The organism is Bordetella pertussis 18323 (assembly GCF_000306945.1).
GTDB classification, from domain to species: Bacteria; Pseudomonadota; Gammaproteobacteria; order Burkholderiales; family Burkholderiaceae_B; genus Bordetella; species Bordetella pertussis.
The window spans coordinates 3,382,423-3,398,428 of sequence record NC_018518.1; the positions used below are offsets into that span (position 1 = coordinate 3,382,423).

Sequence of the window (16,006 nt, forward strand, 5' to 3'; positions counted from 1 at the left end):
CGGCCAGGCGCCGCTCAGCGCGGCGCGGCCAGCAGCGCGTGCAGCCAGCGGCCGATAGCCGTGACCTGCTCGTCGCCATGCGGCTGGCCGATCACCTGCAGGCCCACCGGCATGCCGTCCACGCCCAGCGCCGGCACGCTGATCGCCGGCGCCCCCAGCAGCGAGGACACGCAGCTGAACGAATAATCGCCGGTGGGATAAGGCGTGCCGCGCAGGTCGGCGATGCGCGGGGCCGGTCCGCTCGAGGCCAGGCTGACCAGCGCGTCGCACTGGGTGGCCAGCGCCGCCAGCCGCTGGCGCGCCGCCTCGCGCTCCAGCATGTCGTGGCGATAGCGCTCCAGCGTCATGGCCTGGCCCAGCTCCAGCTGGCGCACCAGGCTGGGGCCGAGCGTGCCGGGATGCTGCTCGGCCATGTTCTTCAGGCTCCAGTGGTGCTCCCAGGAAATCAGGCGCATCGACAGCGCGCCCGCTTGCGCGATGGCGCGTTCCAGGCCGTCGACCAGCGAGCAGTCGGCGCGGCGCACGATCCGCACGCCCTGCCCGGCGATGCGCTCGAGCGCCGCCTCGAAGGCGGCGCGCGAAGCGGCGTCCAGGCGCTCCCAGCCCTCGGTCTCGAGCACCGCCAGCCGCGCGGGCTTGCGCCCGGCCGGCGGCGCGGCCTCGCCATACAGGCCCGGATGGCCGGGGTCGCCGCCGACGCGCCGCACGATCTCGATCGAAGTGGTCCACATGTCCTGCGCGCAGCCGGCATGGATGCCGACGTGCGACTGGCTGAAGCCCTGGCGCTCGCCGCGGTTCATGCCGCCGTAAGTGGGCTTGAGCACCCAGTTGGCGTTAAAGCTGGCCGGCCGCAGCATGGAGCCGACCAGTTGCGAGCCGACCGCCACCGGCACCATGTTGGCGCCCACCACGGCGCCCGAGCCGCTGGACGAGCCGCCGGGGGTGCGCTCGGGGTCGAACGCATTGGTGGTGGGCCCGGGGTCCAGGAACCCCAGCGCGGTGGTTACCGTCTTGCCCAGCACGATCGCGCCGGCCTCGCGCAGGGCGCGCACCACGGCGCTGTCGCGCTTGGGAAAATTGCCGGTGTAGGCGGGGCTGCCCATCTGGGTGGGCATGTCGCGGGTTTCGATCAGGTCTTTGATGCCCACCGGCATCCCGTCGATGGCCGACAGCGGGCGGCCTTCGCGGTAGCGGCGCGCCGAGGCGTCGGCCGCCTCGCGCGCGCCCGCCTCGTTGAGCACCACCCATCCCTGCACCACCGGTTCGCGCCGGGCAATCGTGTCCAGGCAGCGCTCCAGGTAGTCGCGCGGCGAATCGCCGCCATCCAGGAACGCCTGCGTGCGGTCATGGAAAGTCAGGGGAGTGTGCGTACTCGGGTGGTAATTCAAGGTCTGCTCCTGGGTAATGAACCAGGCGGTCGGCCGGCTCAGTTGATCTGTATGCCGGCGTCTTCGATGAGACGCGTCCAGCGCTGGTATTCGTCATGGAAGAACGCGTCGAACTGCTGCGGCGTGCCGGGCTGCACCTGCATGCCGAACGACACCAGGCGATCGCGGATATCCGGCATGGCCAGCACCGTGGCCAGGTCGCGGTTCAGTTTCTCCACCCGCTCGGGCGGCAGGCCGGCCGGCGCGAACAGGCCGTACCATGCCTCCAGCTGCAGCCCGGGCAGGCCGGCCTCGGCGGTGGTCGGCACGTCGGGCAGCGCGGCCAGCCGCTGCGGCGAGGCCACGGCATAGGCCTTGGCCTTGCCGCTGGTCACGTAGCCGATGACGTTGCCATTGCCCAGCTGCACCAGCAGGTCCACCTCGCCGCCCAGCACGGCGCGCGAGGCTTCCAGCGCGCCGCGGTACGGCACGTGCATGATGTCGACCTTGGCCGCTTGGCGGAACATCTCGGTGTAGAGCTGCAGCGCCGAGCCGATGCCGTTGGAGGCATACGAATACTTGCCGGGGTCCGCGCGCAGGCGGGCGACCAGCTCGTCCATGGTGTTGGCCGGCATCGACGGATGCTCGAGGATCAGCACCGGCAGGCTGCCGATCTTGCCCACCCGCGTGAGGTCCTTGACCACGTCGATGCGCGCGTTCTTGTTCAGCGCCGGCAAGGTCGCCAGCTCCGAGTAGGTGATCATCAGCGTATAGCCGTCGGGCTGGGCGCGCGCGGCGAACTCGGTGTCGATCAGCGTGCCGGCGCCCGAGCGGTTTTCCACCACCACAGGCTGGCCCCACAGCGCGGTCAGCTTGGGCCCGATCAGGCGGGCCAGGATGTCCGCCGTGCCGCCCGCGGTGGTCGGCACGACGATGGTGACCGGGCGCGCCGGATACGTTTCGGCCACGGCCGCCGCGCCCGCCAGCGGCGCCATGCAGGCCAGCAGCCATCTGGCGCAGGCAAGCCTCAATCCACGACTCATTTGAACCCCCTTTGTGCTTGTGATCGTCCGGCTGCCGACGGCGCCGGATGCGGGGCCATAGTGAGGGTTGGCGACATTGCGCTCAAACGACTTTATCGCTAGGATGGTTTACATTTTCTTAAGCGAACGCGGGATCGGGCATGGATGGTTTGCCGCCTCTCAATGCAGTGCGGACGTTCGAGGTAGCGGGCCGGCTGTGCAGCATCACCGAGGCGGCCGCCGAGCTGTGCGTCACCCCGTCGGCGGTCAGCCGGCAAATCCGGCTGCTGGAAGAACACCTGGGCCGCAAGCTGTTCATCCGGCAGCATCGCGGCGTCGTCCTCACCACCATCGGCCACCAGTACCTGGGCGATATCTCCAAGGCCCTGGTGGAGGTGCGGCGCGCCACCTCGGAGGCGGCCAAGCCGCGCCAGCGCGCGGTCTTCACCGTGCGCGCGCCGCACAGCATCGCAATGCGCTGGCTGCTGCCGCGGCTGGCCCGCTTCCATGCCGCGCACCCGCACATCGACGTCAAGCTGCACACCTCGCTGACGCCGCCCGACTTCGAACGCGAAGACCTGGACGCCGGCGTGATGCTGGGGCGCGGCCAGTGGAAGGGCCTGCTCAGCCACATGCTGATCCGCAACGAGCTCATCCCGGTCTGCGCGCCGCACAAGGCCCGCGCGCTGCGCACCCCGGCCGACCTGGCCGACGAGACGCTGCTGCACGTGTTCGGCAGGCCCGACGATTGGGTGGCGTGGCTGGGCGCGGCCGGCGTCGAACACGTGGACGTGCACCGCGGCATGAAATACGAATCGTCGGCGCTGGCCTACGAGGCCGCCCTGGAGGGCTATGGCATCGCCATCGCGCAGAAGGCCCTGATCGACAAAGACCTGCAGGAGGGCCGCCTGGTCACGCCCTTCGACCTGAGCGTGGACCAGGGCGACTACACCTATTACTTCGTGCTGCCGCCCGAGGGCTACAAGCGCCGCTCGCCGGCGCTCGATACCTTCAGGCGCTGGGTGCGCGACGTGTCGCTGCCGCGCCAGGCTGCGCCGCCATGACCTGGGCATAGCTGGCGGGATCGAGCCGCTGGATCAGCAGGCACGCGATCGCCACGCACGCCAGGTGCATCGTCCAGCCGCCGGTGGCCGCGCGCAGCGCCGCGACCGCGAACGGCGCCAGCCCGGCGATGAGAAAGCCTCCGCCCTGCATCAGGGCGGCCAGCACGCCGGCCGGCTCGGCCTGCGAAAAGTGATCGAGCGCGGCGATGAAGGTCAGGGCGAAGCAGCCGCCCAGGCCGGCGCCGCCGATGAGCGCCCAGGCCAGCGGCGCCGCCGCCGGCCAGAACGCCATGCCGGCAAAGCCCATCGCCTGCATCGCCAGCGTCGCGTACAGCCACGGCCGGCGGTCGGGGCGGCGCGCGGCCAGGGCCGGCAGCGTGAGCGCCGCGGCGGCCTGCGCGATGGTCATGGCCACCATCAGGTCGCCGCTTTGCGCGATGCTCCAGCCCTGCGCCTGCACGGCCGGAGCCAGCCACGCCACCATCGACGAATAGCCGCCGTTGACCAGCCCGAACGCCGCGATCAGCAGCCAGGTGCGCGGCCGGCGCATCAGCGTGCCGGCCAGCGCGCCATCGCGCCGCGCCGCCGGCGTCTCGGCCAGGTGGCGCCAGGCCGCGGCGAAGGCGATCAGCGCCGGCACGGCCAGCCAGGCCAGGGCGGCGCGCCACGAGTCGCCGGCGCCCCCGGCCAGCCGCGAGGTCAGCCGCGCGCCGAGCGCGCCGCCGCCCATCATCATGGCCGAGTACACGCCCATGACGGCGGCCATGCGGCCGGGGAAGCGGTCCTTGATCACGCCGGGAAACACCGCCTGGATGTAGGCCACCCCCAGGCCGCACAGCGCGGCGGTGGCGACCAGCAGCGCGCCGTCCCAGGCCGCCAGCCGCAGCGCCGACCCCAGGGCCAGCGCCAGCAGCGCGGCCAGCACGCCGCGCCGCGTGCCCACGCGCGCCTGGACCGCGGGCGCGAGGAAGGCGCCCACGCCCATCAGCAGCATGGGCAGCACGGTCAGCATGGACGCGCCCAGGTGGCCCAGCCCGGTGTCGGCTTCGATGCCGGCCAGCACCGTGCCGGGGCCGGTCAGGAAGGGACGCAGGTTCAGGCCGATCAGCGCCACCAGCGCCAGCATGGCCCAGGCGCGCGGCGCGGCGCCCAAGCGCGGGGCCGTCATGGCGCTTGCGGCCCGTCCTGCCACTCGCGGTACAAGTCGGCATCCGGCGCGGCGGCGCCGGGCCGGTGCTCGAAGGCGAAGCCGGGCTGGCGCTGCGGCGGCAACGCCAGCTCGACGGCCAGCGCCGCGGTGGACAGGCCATAGGGCTCGGCCTGCTCGTTGGAATAGGCGTAGACCGCGCGCGCCACGCCGCTCATGCGCATGGCCGCCAGGCACATCGGGCAAGGCTGGCCGCTGGCGTAGACCACGCAGCCGTCCAGCCGCGCCGAGCGCAGCGCCCTGCCCGCCTCGCGCAGCGCCAGCAACTCGGTATGCGCGGTCGGATCGTGGTCGGCCAGCATGCGATTGACGCCGCGCGCCAGCACCACGCCGTCCTTGGCCACCAGCGCGCCGAACGGCCGGCCGCCGGCGCGCGCGTTGGCGCGCGCCAGCGCGATCGCTTCGCGCAACAGGGCGTCGTCGTCCGGCGTCGCGGCGCCCGGGTTCGAGTTCGAATTAGCGCGCATGGGCGGCCTCCAGCAGTTGGACGATGGCGGCCTGGCCGCGCTGGCGGGCGTGGCGCAGGGGCGAGACGCCATCGCCGTCGGCCAGGTTCACGTCGGCGCCGCCCTCGATCAGGCGCGCCACGATGGCCTGGTGGCGCGTGCCGCCGTCGCCCAGGATGATGGCTTCGAGCAGGCCGGTCCAGCCCAGCCGGTTGACGTGGTCGGGGTCGACTCCGGCGCGCAGCAGCATGTCGACCACTTCGACATGGCCGCGCTCGCAGGCCGGAATGAGCGCCGTGCCGCCGTAGCGGTTGGTGCTTTTCAGGTCGGCGCCGTGCGCCAGGGTCAGGGCCAGGATTGCGCGGTAGCCGCGCGCGCCGGCCAGCAGGTAGGCGCTGTCCTGGATGCCGTTCTGCGCGTTGACGTCGGCGCCGGCCTCGATCAGCGCGCCGGCCGCCTCGGCATGGTTGCCCTGCGTGGCGCGCAGCAGCGGCGTATTGCCTTGCGCGTCGCGCGCCTCCAGCGGCGCGCCGCCGGCCAGCAATGTCTTCACGCGCGCCGCGTCGCCGTCGGCGGCCGCCTGCAGCAGCGCCTGGCCGGCATCGCCGGCCGCCACGGACGCGCCGCCCAGCGACACCAGACACGCGGCCAGCCAGCATCGATAAAACCGGATGATGGGCATACCCAATCCTCCTTGCTTGAACATGCTGCCAGTATCGGGGTTTGTTCAAGTATTATGAAATTAATTGGTTTAATGAATATCAGTGGGAAACGCGATGCTCGATCCCGTACTGCTGCGCAGCTTCGTCACGGTGGTGGATACCGGCAACTTCACGCGCGCCAGCGAACACCTGCACCTGACCCAGTCCACGGTCAGCCAGCACGTGATCCGCCTGGAGGAAAACCTGGGCTGCCGGCTGCTGGACCGCGGCCAGCGCCACGTGCTGCCCACCGAGGAAGGCGAGCGCCTGCTGGGCTATGCGCGCAGCATCCTGCGGCTGGCCGACGAGGCGCGCGAAAGCGTGGCCGCGGCCCAGGGCAACGCCGTGCTGCGGCTGGGCGCGCCGGAGGACTTCATGGGCGCGGCGCTGATGCCCGTGCTCGCGCCGCTGCTGGCGCGCTATCCGCTGCTGCGGCTGGAATTCGACAGCGGCCTGAGCCACCAGCTGCTGCGGCGCTACCGCGATGGCGAGCTCGACCTGCTGCTGGTCAAGCAATGGGAGGTGGACGCGGACTGCCAGGCGCACTGGCCCGAGCCGCTGTGCTGGGTGGCCGCGCGCGACGGCCCCACCCTGCCCGCCGGCGAGGCGGTGCCGCTGGCGGTGTTCCCGGCCGGCGCGCTGTACCGCCAGGAGATGACGCGCACGCTGGAAGCTAGCGGCCGGCCCTGGCATATCCGCTACGCCAGCACCAGCCTGGCCGGCCTGGTAGCGGCGGTCGGCGCCGGACTGGGCGTAAGCCTGATGCCGGCGGCCAGCGCCGGCGGCGAGCTGCGGGTGCTGCGCAAGCGCGACGGTTTCCCGGCGGTCGACGGCCTGCAGCTGGGGCTGTACGCACGCGCCCGGCTGGGCGCGGCCGGACGCGACCTGCGCGACGCCCTGGCCGCCCATTGCGGGCGGCGCGCCGCGGCCATGAACCAGGCCTGATGCCGGCGCGCTAGGTGTGAACTGTCAATAGGTTGTATTCGTCCAGGTTGAGTCTGGAGATGGGTACAGCGCGCCCGATGCCTTGGTGGGGTCGATGCCAGTTGTAGTGGTGTAGCCAGGATTTCATGGCATCGGCTCGGTGTTGGGAGTTCTGGTAGGTGTGAGCGTAAGCCCACTCACGCAAGGCCGACTGGATGAAGCGTTCGGCCTTGCCATTGGTCTGTGGGCGGTAAGGTCGGGTAAAGCGGTGCTTGATGCCCAGCTCATGGCACAGCGCGGCGAAGGCGCGGCTGCGAAAGGCCGAGCCATTGTCGGTGAGCAAGCGCTGGATGGTCACGCCCAGGCGCTGGTAGTAGGCCACTGCGTCCTTGAGGAACTGGACGGCGCTGGGGAAGCGCTCGTCGGGGTGGATGTCGGTGAAGGCCACGCGGGCGTGGTCATCGATGGCCACGAAGACGAAGTCCCAGCCGGCCCCCTCAACGGTATCGCGTCGGTTGCCCGTGACCCGGTGGCCAGGGCGCTGGATACGTCCCAGCTTCTTGATGTCGATGTGCAGCAGATCGCCGGGGGCCTGATGCTCGTAGCGCACCACCGGCTCGGCCGGCTCCAGGTCGGCCAGGTGCGACAGACCGGCGCGGGCCAGGACGCGGCTGACGGTGCTGGCTGACACGCCCAGCGCCTGGGCGATGCGCGCTTGGGTCAGCCGCTTGCGGCGCAGCTCCACGATAGCCAGCGCCTTGGCCGGCGCAATCGCTCGGGGCGAGACCGTCGGGCGCGAGGACGCATCGGCCAAGCCCGCCTGGCCCTGAGCCAGGAAGCGGCCCAGCCATTTGCGCACAGTCGGCGCGGTGACCCCATAGGCGCGGGCCGCTTCAGGCACACAAACTTGATGGGCGATCAATTGCTGGACCATTTCGAGTCGACGTAGGAAGGTCAATCGGGCATGCTTATGGGTGTTCATCCGGCCGGGCTCCTTGAGTGAACTGGGGGGGTGGCGATTTCCAGTTTCTCAAATCCGGTTCGGATGAACCATGCATACAACCTATTGAATCTTCACAGCTAGGCCCGCAGCCCGGCGCCCAGCCGGTACTGCGGCGCATAATAGGCCGGCGCGCCCAAGGTCTCGGCGGCCCGCCACACCCAGCGCGGATCGGCCAGGAACGCGCGCGCCAGCGCCACCTGGTCGGCCTGCCCCGTCTCGATGATGGCCTGCGCCTGGCGCGGATCGGCGATGCCGCCGACCGCGCGCACCGGCATGCCGGTGCGGCGGCGCACTTGCTCGGCCAGGCCGGCCTGGTAGCCGGGGCCGAACGGAATGCGCGCCCCGCGCACCACGAAACCGCTGGTCACGCACACATAGTCCACGCCGGCCTGGCGCAGCTGGCCGGCCAGCGACACCGCATCCTCGATGTCCAGGCCGCCGGGCAGCCAGTCAGTGCCGGTGATGCGCGCGCCCAGCACGCAGCCGGCCGGCAGGGCCTCGCGCATGCGTCGCGCCACCGCCAGCGCCAGGCGCTGGCGCGCGGCCGCCGTCCCGCCCCAGGCGTCGGTGCGCGCATTGGCCAGCGGCGACTGGAACTGGTGTAGCAGGTAGCCGTGCCCGGCGTGCAGCTCGACCACGTCGAATCCCAGCCGGGCCGCGCGCCGCGCGGCCGCGCCGAAGGCCTCGATCACGCCGGCGATGCCCTCCTCGTCCAGCGCCTGCGGCGTCGGCCAGCCCTCGGCGAACGGCGTGGCCGACGGCGCCACGCAGCGCCAGGCGCCGGCTTGCGGCGCCAGGGGCCGGTCGCCCAGCCAGGGCGCATCGGCCGACCCCTTGCGCCCGGCATGGGCCAGCTGGATGCCCAGGCGCGCATGCGGCGCGGCCACGGCGCGCGCGGCGGCCAGCACCCGCGCCAGCGCCGCCTCGGTCGCGTCGGAATACAGGCCCAGGCAGCCGTGGCTGATGCGCCCGCGCGGCTCGACCGCGGTGGCCTCGACCATCACCAGGCCGGCGCCCGACAGGGCCAGTTGCATCAGATGCTGCATATGCCACTCGTTGGCCTGGCCCTCGCGCGCCGAGTATTGGCACATGGGCGACACCACGATACGGTTGGGCAGCTCCAGGGCGCCGATCTGCAAGGCAGAGAACAATGCCGACATGCTTTCCTCCGGGCGAAATCAGAGATAGGAGGCGCGTATGGCCTCGGAATGCGCCAGCTCGGCGGCCGGCCCCGCCAGCGTGATCGCGCCGGTCTCCATGACGTACCCGTACGATGCCGCGTCCAGCGCCAGCGCCACGTTCTGCTCCACCAGCAGGATGGTGGCGCCGTTGGCGTTGATCTGGCGGATGATGCGGAACATGTCGTCCACCAGTTGCGGCGCCAGGCCCAGCGAAGGCTCGTCGAGCAGCAGCAGCCTGGGCCGCGCCATCAGCGCGCGGGCGATCGCCAGCATCTGCTGCTCGCCGCCGGACAGCGTGCGGGCCGGCTGCGCCGCGCGTTCGCGCAGGCGCGGAAACTGGTCCAGCAGCGACTCGTAGTCGCGCCGCGCCTGCGCCCGGTCGCGCTGCAGGTAGCCGCCCAGCAGCAGGTTGTCGGCCACGCTCATGCTGGGGAACAGCTCGCGCTGCTCGGCCACCAGCGCCACGCCGGCGGCCAGCGCCTGGTCGGCGCGCCGGTTGGGCATGGGCGCGCCATCGAGCTCGATCGCGCCGGCCGTGGGCTGCACCAGGCCCACGATGGCCTTGAGCGTGGTGCTCTTGCCCGCGCCGTTGGCCCCCAGCAGGGTCACGATGGCGCCCTGCGGCACCGTCAGGCTGACCGACTTCAGGACCGTCTTGCCGCCGTATCCGGCGTCTACGTTATGCAAGGACAGCATCGCGCCCCCTTTCCCCAAGATAAGCCTTGATGACCGCCGGCGACCGGCGCACTTCCTCGGGCCGGCCCTCGGCGATCTTCTGGCCGAAGTTCAGCACCGTGATGCGGTCGGAGATCTTCATCACCAGCGCCATGACGTGGTCGATCACCAGGATGGACAGGCCGCGCTCGCGGCGCACGCGCAGCAGGATGTCGTTGAGCCCTTCGATCTCGGCGGCGCGCAGTCCCGCCGCCGGTTCGTCCAGCAGCAGCAGGCTGGGCCGGTGGCCAGCGCGCGCGCCACCTCCAGCCGGCGCTGCTTGCCGAACGGCAGCGCGGCGGCCGGCGTGTCGCCGTCCTGCGCCAGCCCGACCAGCTCCAGCAGCTCCATGGCCTGCGCGCGCAGGGCGCGTTCGCCGCGCGCGTAGCGCGGGCCGTGCAGCAGCGCGCCGGCCATGCCGTACGGCGGCGCCAGGTGGAAACCCACCTGCACGTTCTCCAGCGCCGACATCTCGCCGAACAGCTCGGTGTTCTGGAAGGTGCGGCACACGCCCAGGCGGCAGATGCGATGCGGCGGCAGGCGATCGAGCTGCCCGCCCTGCAGGCGCACCGCGCCCGAGGTCGGACGGTAGATGCCGGTGATGACGTTGAGCAGCGTGCTCTTGCCCGCGCCGTTGGGACCGATGACCGCGTGGATGTCGCCCTGGCGCACCTGCAGGCTGACGTCGTTGAGGGCCACGATGCCGCCGAAGCGCATGGTGACGCGCGCCACCTCGAGAATGGGATGGGTCATTTGCTCGCCTCCCCGGGCGCGGTGGAAAGCGCGGCCGGCGCGGGGCGCGGGCGCACGATGAAACTGGCCAGCCCGGCCGGGCGCAGCATGATGAAGGCCAGCAGCAGGAGCGCGAACACCAGGCCCAGGTACGACTGCAGGCCCTGCAGCACTTCGGGGATGAACACGAAGATGGCGCTGCCGATCAGCGCGCCCAGCGGGCTGGCCATGCCGCCCACCACCGCGATGGCCAGGTAATACACCGTCTGCGTGATGCCGTACTGCGACGGATCGAGATAGGACGACAGCGCGCCCAGCAGCCCGCCGCCCAGCGCGCCGAGGAACCCGCTGGCGGCAAACGCGCTGGCCTTGTAGTGCAGCACGTTCACGCCCATCGCGGCCGCCGCGATCTCGCCCTGGCGCACCGCGCCGAAGGCGCGCCCGATGCGCGAGCGCATGAGGTTGCGCACCAGCGCATACGACAGCGCGAACACCGGCACGATCACCAGGTACAGCGAGGCGCCGTTGTCCAGCACGTGGCCGGCGATCTCCAGCGGCGGCATGGGCATGCCCGCCGCGCCGCCGGTCAGGTCGTCGAGGTTGATGACGGCCAGCTGCACGATAGCCGTCACCGCCATGGTAGCCAGCGCCAGGTAGTGGCCCGACACGCGCAGCGTGGCCAGGCCCAGCAGGTAGCCCAGCAGCGCGCATGCCGCGGCCGCCAGCGGTATGCCGGCGTAAAGCGGCACGCCCAGGCGCGTGGCCAGGATGGCGGCGCCATAGCCGCCCAGCGCCACGAAGGCGGCCTGGCCCAGCGAGATCTGGCCCGCGATGCCGCACACCACGACCAGGCCCAGCACGATGATGGCCGTGGCGGCGATCAGGCTGACCTGGTAGAGCTGGTACTCGGGCAGGTATCGATAGGCCAGGCCGAACAGCAACGCGGCCGCGGCGTACGCCAGCAGTTTTTTCGCAAGCATGTTCTACACCTTTTTGACGATGAGTTTTCCAAACAGCCCGTGCGGCATCAGCAGCATCACCAGGATGAGCACGGCGTAGCTGATGACGTCCTTCATGGCGCTGGACACGTACGCGCCGGCCAGGCCTTCGAGCACGCCCAGCAGCAGCCCGCCCAGCACCGCGCCGGGCAGGCTGGCAAAGCCGCCGATGACCGCCGCCGTGAAGCCCTTGATGGCGATGATGCCCATGTCGGGCGAGAGCGTGAGCTGCGACGCGATCAGGATGCCGGCCACCGCCGCCAGCAGCGAGGCCAGGATCCAGATGGTCAGGTACACGCGCGAGACGCGGATGCCGACCAGGCTGGCGCCTGTGCGGTTCTCGCACGCCGACAGGATCGCCTTGCCGCGCAGGGTGCGCTCCAGGAACAGGGCCGCCAGGATGAGCACCGCGATGCCGGCGATCGCGAGGATGGCGGGCACCAGGTAGATGCCGCCCACCTCGAAGGCCTGCTGCGACAGCAGGAACGGGAACGGCCAGGCGGTCGGCCCCATGTAGGCTCGCAGCCCCTCGCGCAGCGCGATGCCGATGGCCAGGGTGGCGATGATGCGGGTCCACAGCGTGGCGTGGCGCAGCGGCCCGGCGAACAGGCCGAAGATCAGCCAGCCCAGCAGCGCCGAGGCCGCCAGCGCGAACAGCAGCGCCAGGCCGAACGGCAGCCCCAGCAGCGACTGGCCGATCAGCGCCATGTAGGCGCCGAAGGTCAGTTGCTCGCCGTAGCCGAAGTGCACCACGCCGGTGCCCTTGTAGATCAGCACGAACCCGAGCGCGACCAGCGCGTAGACCGCGCCGGCCGTGAGCGAGCCGATCAGGATTTGCATCAACATGATGGCAGCACTCCGATGGCCTTGATCTCGATCAGCGCGTCGGGGCGGATGAGGCCGGCCACCACGACGCCGGTGGCCGCCGGCCAGGGATCGCCGAACACTTCGCGGCGCACGCGCGCGGTCTTGCGGTACTCGTCCAGCGACAGCACGTAGTCGGTGGTCTCGACGATGTCGCGCAGCGACCCGCCCACGCTGCGCATGATGAGGTCGAACTTGCGGTAGATCTGCCGGGTCTGGGCTTCGATGTCGCCCGGGCCGACCAGGTTGCCCTGCTCGTCGGTCGCGGTGGTGCCCGACAGGTAGACGGTATTGCCGATGCGCACCGCCGGCGAGTACGTGTAGCCGGGATGCCAGGGATAGGGAACGATGGCTTCGATTCTGGACATGCTGGATTTCCTCGTAGTGGTTGCAAGGCCCTAGGCGCGCTGGCGCAACGCGAAGCGCTGGATCTTGCCGGTGTCGGTCTTGGGCAGGTCGGGCACGAACTCGACGATGCGCGGGTACAGGTGCGCGCCGCAGTGGGTCTTGACGAACAGCTGGATCTCCTCGGCCAGCCGCGGGCTGGCCGCATGGCCGGGCAGCAGCACGATGTAGGCCTTGACCAGTTCGCCGCGCAGGGCGTCGGGCACGCCGACCACGGCCGCCTCGGCCACCGCCCCGTGGGCCAGCAGGGCGCTCTCGACTTCGAACGGGCCGATGCGATAGCCCGCGCTCTTGATCATGTCGCCGGCGCGGCCGTCGAACCAGTAGTAGCCCTCGGCGTCGCGGTGCGCCAGGTCGCCGGTGACGATCCACTCGCCGCGCTCCAGTTCGGCGGTGGCGCCGGCGTCGTCCCAGTAATGGCTCCAGTACAGCCGGTCGGCGCTGCGGCGCTTGGCCAGCCAGCCGCTGGCGTGCGCGCCGGCCAGCGGCTGGCCGGCGTCGTCCAGCACGGCGATCTCGTAGCCGGGAAACGGCAGGCCCATGGAGCCGGCCTTGGCCGGCACCGCGACCGCATTGAAGTTGCCCACCGGCAGGCCGTACTCGGTGGCGCCGAAATGGTCCATCGGCGTGCGGCCCCAGGCCTGCTGGAAGAATTCCACCACCTCGCCGTTGAGCGGCTCGCCGCAGCTGGATATGGCCCGCACCGCGTTGGGCCGCGCGCGCACGGCGTCCATGCCCAGCGCCATCACGCCGCGCAACAGGGTAGGCGTGGTCGCGAAGTTGCTGACCCGCTGGCGCGCCAGCACATCCAGGCACACCTCGGGCGTCGGATTGGCCGCCAGCGACACAATGGTCGCCCCCATGGCCAGCGCGCCCAGATAGCACACGAAGCCGTATCCCCAGCCCGGATCGCCGGTGGGCCAGACCACGTCGTCGGCGCGCATGTCCGCGCCGTAGGTCAGGTAGGGCCAGACCGCGGCCAGGAAGTTGACCGCGATGGCGCCGCCCTTGGGCCGGCCGGTCGAGCCCGAGGTATAGATCAGCGCGGCGATGTCCTCGCGCTCGCGCGGCTGCGCCGCGAAGCGCGGCTCGGCCTCGCGCAGCGCCGCGGCGAAATCGATATCGCCCGCGGCCGTGTCGGCGGCGCCTGCCGCCACGGTCACGCAGCGCGCCTGGCCCGGCAGCACGGCCGACAACTGGCCGCGCAGCGCCGCGTGGGCGAAGACCACGCGCGCGCCGCTATGGCCCAGGCGGTATTCGATGGCGTCGCGCTTGAAACCGGTGAAGATGGGTACGTAGATCGCGCCGATCTTGATGGCCGCCAGCATCGCGACCAGGATTTCCGGGCCGCGCGGCAGCAAGCCCGCCACGCGGTCGCCCGGCCGCACGCCCAGCCGGGCCAGCAGGTTGGCGGCGCGGTCGCTTTGCTCGGCCAGTTCCGCGTACGAGTGGCGCGACTCGCAGCCCTGCTGGTCGATGAAGACCAGCGCCGTGCGCCCGCTGTCGCGATGGCGGTCGATGATGGCGTGCGCCAGGTCCACGGCGTGGGCTTCGCCCCAGCCCAGCGCGCCGCGTACCGCGCGCCAGTCGAACCGTTCAAGCGCGGCGGTGTATTCGGGAGTCATGCTTGGTGATCCTCTGTCAGGTGTCCGGTTGCATCCGGACCAGGTACGTGTGCTTGCCTTGCATGACGGTGTCGCCCGCGTCGTTGGTCAGCCACATGTCGAAGCGCAGCAGCGACAGGTTGCGCGCCGGCTTGTGCTCGATCTGCGCCACCTCGAAATGGCTGGTGACGGTATCGCCGATGAAGACCGGCTTCAGGAAGGAGAACTGGCTGTCGACGAAGGCGACCATGGCGTCCTCGATCCGGCGCGACAGCGGCGTGGCGCCGAACGCGCCCAGCGAGGCCAGCAGCAGCCCGTGCACCACGCAGCGTCCATGGCGCGTGCGCGCCGCGAACGCCTCGTCGTAGTGGATGGGATGGCTGTCGCCGGTGAGCGCGGCGAAGCCGAGGTTCTCGGTGCGGGTGATGGTCGCGGGCGAGCCATGGCTGGCCAGCCCGGGACGCAGGTCCACGCCGTACAGCTGGGCGGATTGCCCGTCCTGGGTGGCCGTGTTCATTGCTTCACGCCATCGACGCTGACCACGATGGGCAGGATGCTGCGCGACAGATCGTCGCCGACCTCCACGATGCGCGTGGCGCGGTTGCCCTCGCGTACGCCGGGACCGAAGGTGGTGGGCAGCGGAAGCCCTGCAGCGACTCCAGCGCCTTGACCAGGCCCTGCTGCGTGGGCTGCGCGCCGGCGCGCTTGATGCCTTCCAGGAACGCCAGCGCGCCGCCGTAGCCGAGCGCGCCGCCCAGGTCCGGACGCCCCTGGCGCGCCAGGTCCGGGAAGCGCGCCACGAACGCCTCGCGGAAGGCCTGCGCCTGCGGCGTGCTGGACGACTCGGGCAGGATCTCCAGCGTCATGATGTTCTGCGTGCCGGCCGCGGCCTTGCCGACGATCTCCGGATACTTGCGGCTGCCGGCCGAGTTCGAGCCCAGGACGACGCCCTGCACGCCCAGCTGGCGCGCCTGGCGCGTGATGATGGCCGAGGGGTTGGGATAGCCGTACACCACCAGCACATCGGGCCTGGCCGCGGCGATCTTGGTCAGCTGCGCGTTGAAGTCGGTGTCGTACACGTTGAACACTTCCAGCGCCACGGGCTCGGCGCCGCGCGCCTTCAGGCGCTGCAGCACGCTTTCGCCGCCGCTCTTGCCGTACTCGTCCGACTGGCGGATCAGCGCCACGCGCTTGGCCTTGAGGTGGTCGAGCGCGTAGTTGGCGATGGCCACGCCCTGCTCGCGGTCGTTCATCGGCCCGGTGCGAAACACATTGGGCAGCGGCGGGTCGGTGACGATGGGCGTGGAGAACACCGAGATGAACGTCGGCGTGGTCGAGGTCTTGAAGGTCTGCACCATGGCCTGGCCCACGGCGCTGGCCGACGGGCCGAACACGGCGAACACCTGCTCGGGGCCGACCAGCCGCTTGTAGGCCGCGATGCCCTTGGGCGGCGAGGACTCGTCGTCCAGCGACAGCCACTCCAGCTTGCGGCCGTGGATGCCGCCGGCGGCGTTGGCCTGCTCGAAGGCCAGCGTGGCGCCGGCCAGGTTGCCCGAGCCGAAGATGGCGAACGGGCCGGTCAGGCTGCCCAGGATGCCGATCTTGAGGCTGTCGGCAGTCACGCCGGGTTCGGCGGCGGTGGGCGCCATGCCGGCCGCCAGGGCCAGCGGCAGGGCGACGAGCGCCAGGCGGCGCATGAGGGAAGTGGGAAGCATAAGGTCCTCGCTAGGGTGGCGCCGCGGGCGGCGCATGGGTTGCGCTTCGAAAACCAGGT

Annotated in this window: 16 protein-coding genes and 1 pseudogene; 2 read left to right on the top strand and 15 right to left on the bottom strand. The window is 71.2% G+C overall.

Translation table 11 applies throughout. From position 1 onward, the window contains the following. Positions 1-14 precede the first annotated feature (14 nt). Positions 15-1,388, bottom strand: a complete 1,374-nt coding sequence (locus BN118_RS15945) for an amidase (protein WP_010931176.1) — start codon at positions 1,386-1,388, stop codon at positions 15-17. Positions 1,389-1,426: 38 nt separating this feature from the next. Beyond that, complete coding sequence (locus BN118_RS15950; protein WP_014906017.1) at positions 1,427-2,410, bottom strand: tripartite tricarboxylate transporter substrate binding protein; 984 nt, start codon at positions 2,408-2,410, stop codon at positions 1,427-1,429. 140 nt (positions 2,411-2,550) lie between these two features. On the opposite strand from BN118_RS15950, the gene gcvA reads away from it, so the two are divergent. Then, a complete protein-coding gene (gene gcvA / locus BN118_RS15955; protein WP_003808997.1) occupies positions 2,551-3,453 on the top strand; it encodes a transcriptional regulator GcvA in 903 nt (300 codons plus the stop codon). Here the strand turns inward: gcvA and BN118_RS15960 are convergent. Genes BN118_RS15960 through BN118_RS15970 form a run of 3 tightly spaced genes read right to left on the bottom strand, consistent with a single transcriptional unit; the run spans position 3,401 to position 5,812 of the window. After that, positions 3,401-4,621 (bottom strand): MFS transporter, encoded by a 1,221-nt coding sequence (locus BN118_RS15960; RefSeq protein WP_010931178.1) that lies wholly within the window; start codon positions 4,619-4,621, stop codon positions 3,401-3,403. The genes gcvA and BN118_RS15960 overlap by 53 nt on opposite strands. Continuing rightward, positions 4,618-5,127: a nucleoside deaminase gene (locus tag BN118_RS15965; protein ID WP_010931179.1), complete on the bottom strand. Its 510-nt coding sequence runs from the start codon at positions 5,125-5,127 to the stop codon at positions 4,618-4,620. The genes BN118_RS15960 and BN118_RS15965 overlap by 4 nt, the downstream gene beginning before the upstream one ends. Then, complete coding sequence (locus BN118_RS15970) at positions 5,117-5,812, bottom strand: ankyrin repeat domain-containing protein (RefSeq protein ID WP_010926062.1); 696 nt, start codon at positions 5,810-5,812, stop codon at positions 5,117-5,119. Before BN118_RS15970 ends, BN118_RS15965 begins: the two co-directional genes overlap by 11 nt. 70 nt (positions 5,813-5,882) lie before the next feature. On the opposite strand from BN118_RS15970, the gene BN118_RS15975 reads away from it, so the two are divergent. Beyond that, positions 5,883-6,752 (top strand): LysR family transcriptional regulator, encoded by an 870-nt coding sequence (locus BN118_RS15975; RefSeq protein WP_010931181.1) that lies wholly within the window; start codon positions 5,883-5,885, stop codon positions 6,750-6,752. A gap of 10 nt (positions 6,753-6,762) precedes the next feature. On the opposite strand, the gene BN118_RS15980 is transcribed toward BN118_RS15975, so the two are convergent. The 10 genes and pseudogenes from BN118_RS15980 to BN118_RS16025 all read right to left on the bottom strand — a co-directional run bounded on the left by BN118_RS15980 (position 6,763) and on the right by BN118_RS16025 (position 15,947). Further along, positions 6,763-7,713 (bottom strand): IS481-like element IS481 family transposase, encoded by a 951-nt coding sequence (locus BN118_RS15980; RefSeq protein ID WP_005013747.1) that lies wholly within the window; start codon positions 7,711-7,713, stop codon positions 6,763-6,765. A 98-nt stretch (positions 7,714-7,811) separates the two neighbouring features. After that, positions 7,812-8,894 carry an NADH:flavin oxidoreductase/NADH oxidase gene (locus BN118_RS15985; RefSeq protein ID WP_014906018.1) on the bottom strand — a complete coding sequence of 361 codons (1,083 nt, stop codon included), beginning with the start codon at positions 8,892-8,894 and terminating at the stop codon, positions 7,812-7,814. An 18-nt stretch (positions 8,895-8,912) separates the two neighbouring features. Continuing rightward, positions 8,913-9,602, bottom strand: coding sequence for an ABC transporter ATP-binding protein (locus BN118_RS15990; protein WP_014486089.1), 690 nt, complete (start codon positions 9,600-9,602; stop codon positions 8,913-8,915). Beyond that, positions 9,595-10,382, bottom strand: a pseudogene (locus tag BN118_RS15995) (ABC transporter ATP-binding protein). The gene BN118_RS15990 and the pseudogene BN118_RS15995 overlap by 8 nt, the downstream one beginning before the upstream one ends. Beyond that, positions 10,379-11,341, bottom strand: a complete 963-nt coding sequence (locus tag BN118_RS16000) for a branched-chain amino acid ABC transporter permease (RefSeq protein ID WP_003818691.1) — start codon at positions 11,339-11,341, stop codon at positions 10,379-10,381. Before BN118_RS16000 ends, BN118_RS15995 begins: the two are co-directional and overlap by 4 nt. A gap of 3 nt (positions 11,342-11,344) precedes the next feature. Further along, on the bottom strand, positions 11,345-12,205 hold the full coding sequence (locus BN118_RS16005) for a branched-chain amino acid ABC transporter permease (protein ID WP_014486091.1): 861 nt from the start codon (positions 12,203-12,205) through the stop codon (positions 11,345-11,347). Then, positions 12,199-12,591, bottom strand: a complete 393-nt coding sequence (locus BN118_RS16010) for a RidA family protein (RefSeq protein WP_003808978.1) — start codon at positions 12,589-12,591, stop codon at positions 12,199-12,201. The genes BN118_RS16005 and BN118_RS16010 overlap by 7 nt, the downstream gene beginning before the upstream one ends. A gap of 30 nt (positions 12,592-12,621) precedes the next feature. Then, positions 12,622-14,253: an acyl-CoA synthetase gene (locus BN118_RS16015; RefSeq protein WP_014906019.1), complete on the bottom strand. Its 1,632-nt coding sequence runs from the start codon at positions 14,251-14,253 to the stop codon at positions 12,622-12,624. Between the two features lie 16 nt (positions 14,254-14,269). Then, complete coding sequence (locus BN118_RS16020; RefSeq protein ID WP_014906020.1) at positions 14,270-14,749, bottom strand: MaoC family dehydratase; 480 nt, start codon at positions 14,747-14,749, stop codon at positions 14,270-14,272. A 4-nt stretch (positions 14,750-14,753) separates the two neighbouring features. After that, a complete protein-coding gene (locus BN118_RS16025; RefSeq protein ID WP_227914952.1) occupies positions 14,754-15,947 on the bottom strand; it encodes an ABC transporter substrate-binding protein in 1,194 nt (397 codons plus the stop codon). Between the last annotated feature and the right edge of the window lie 59 nt (positions 15,948-16,006).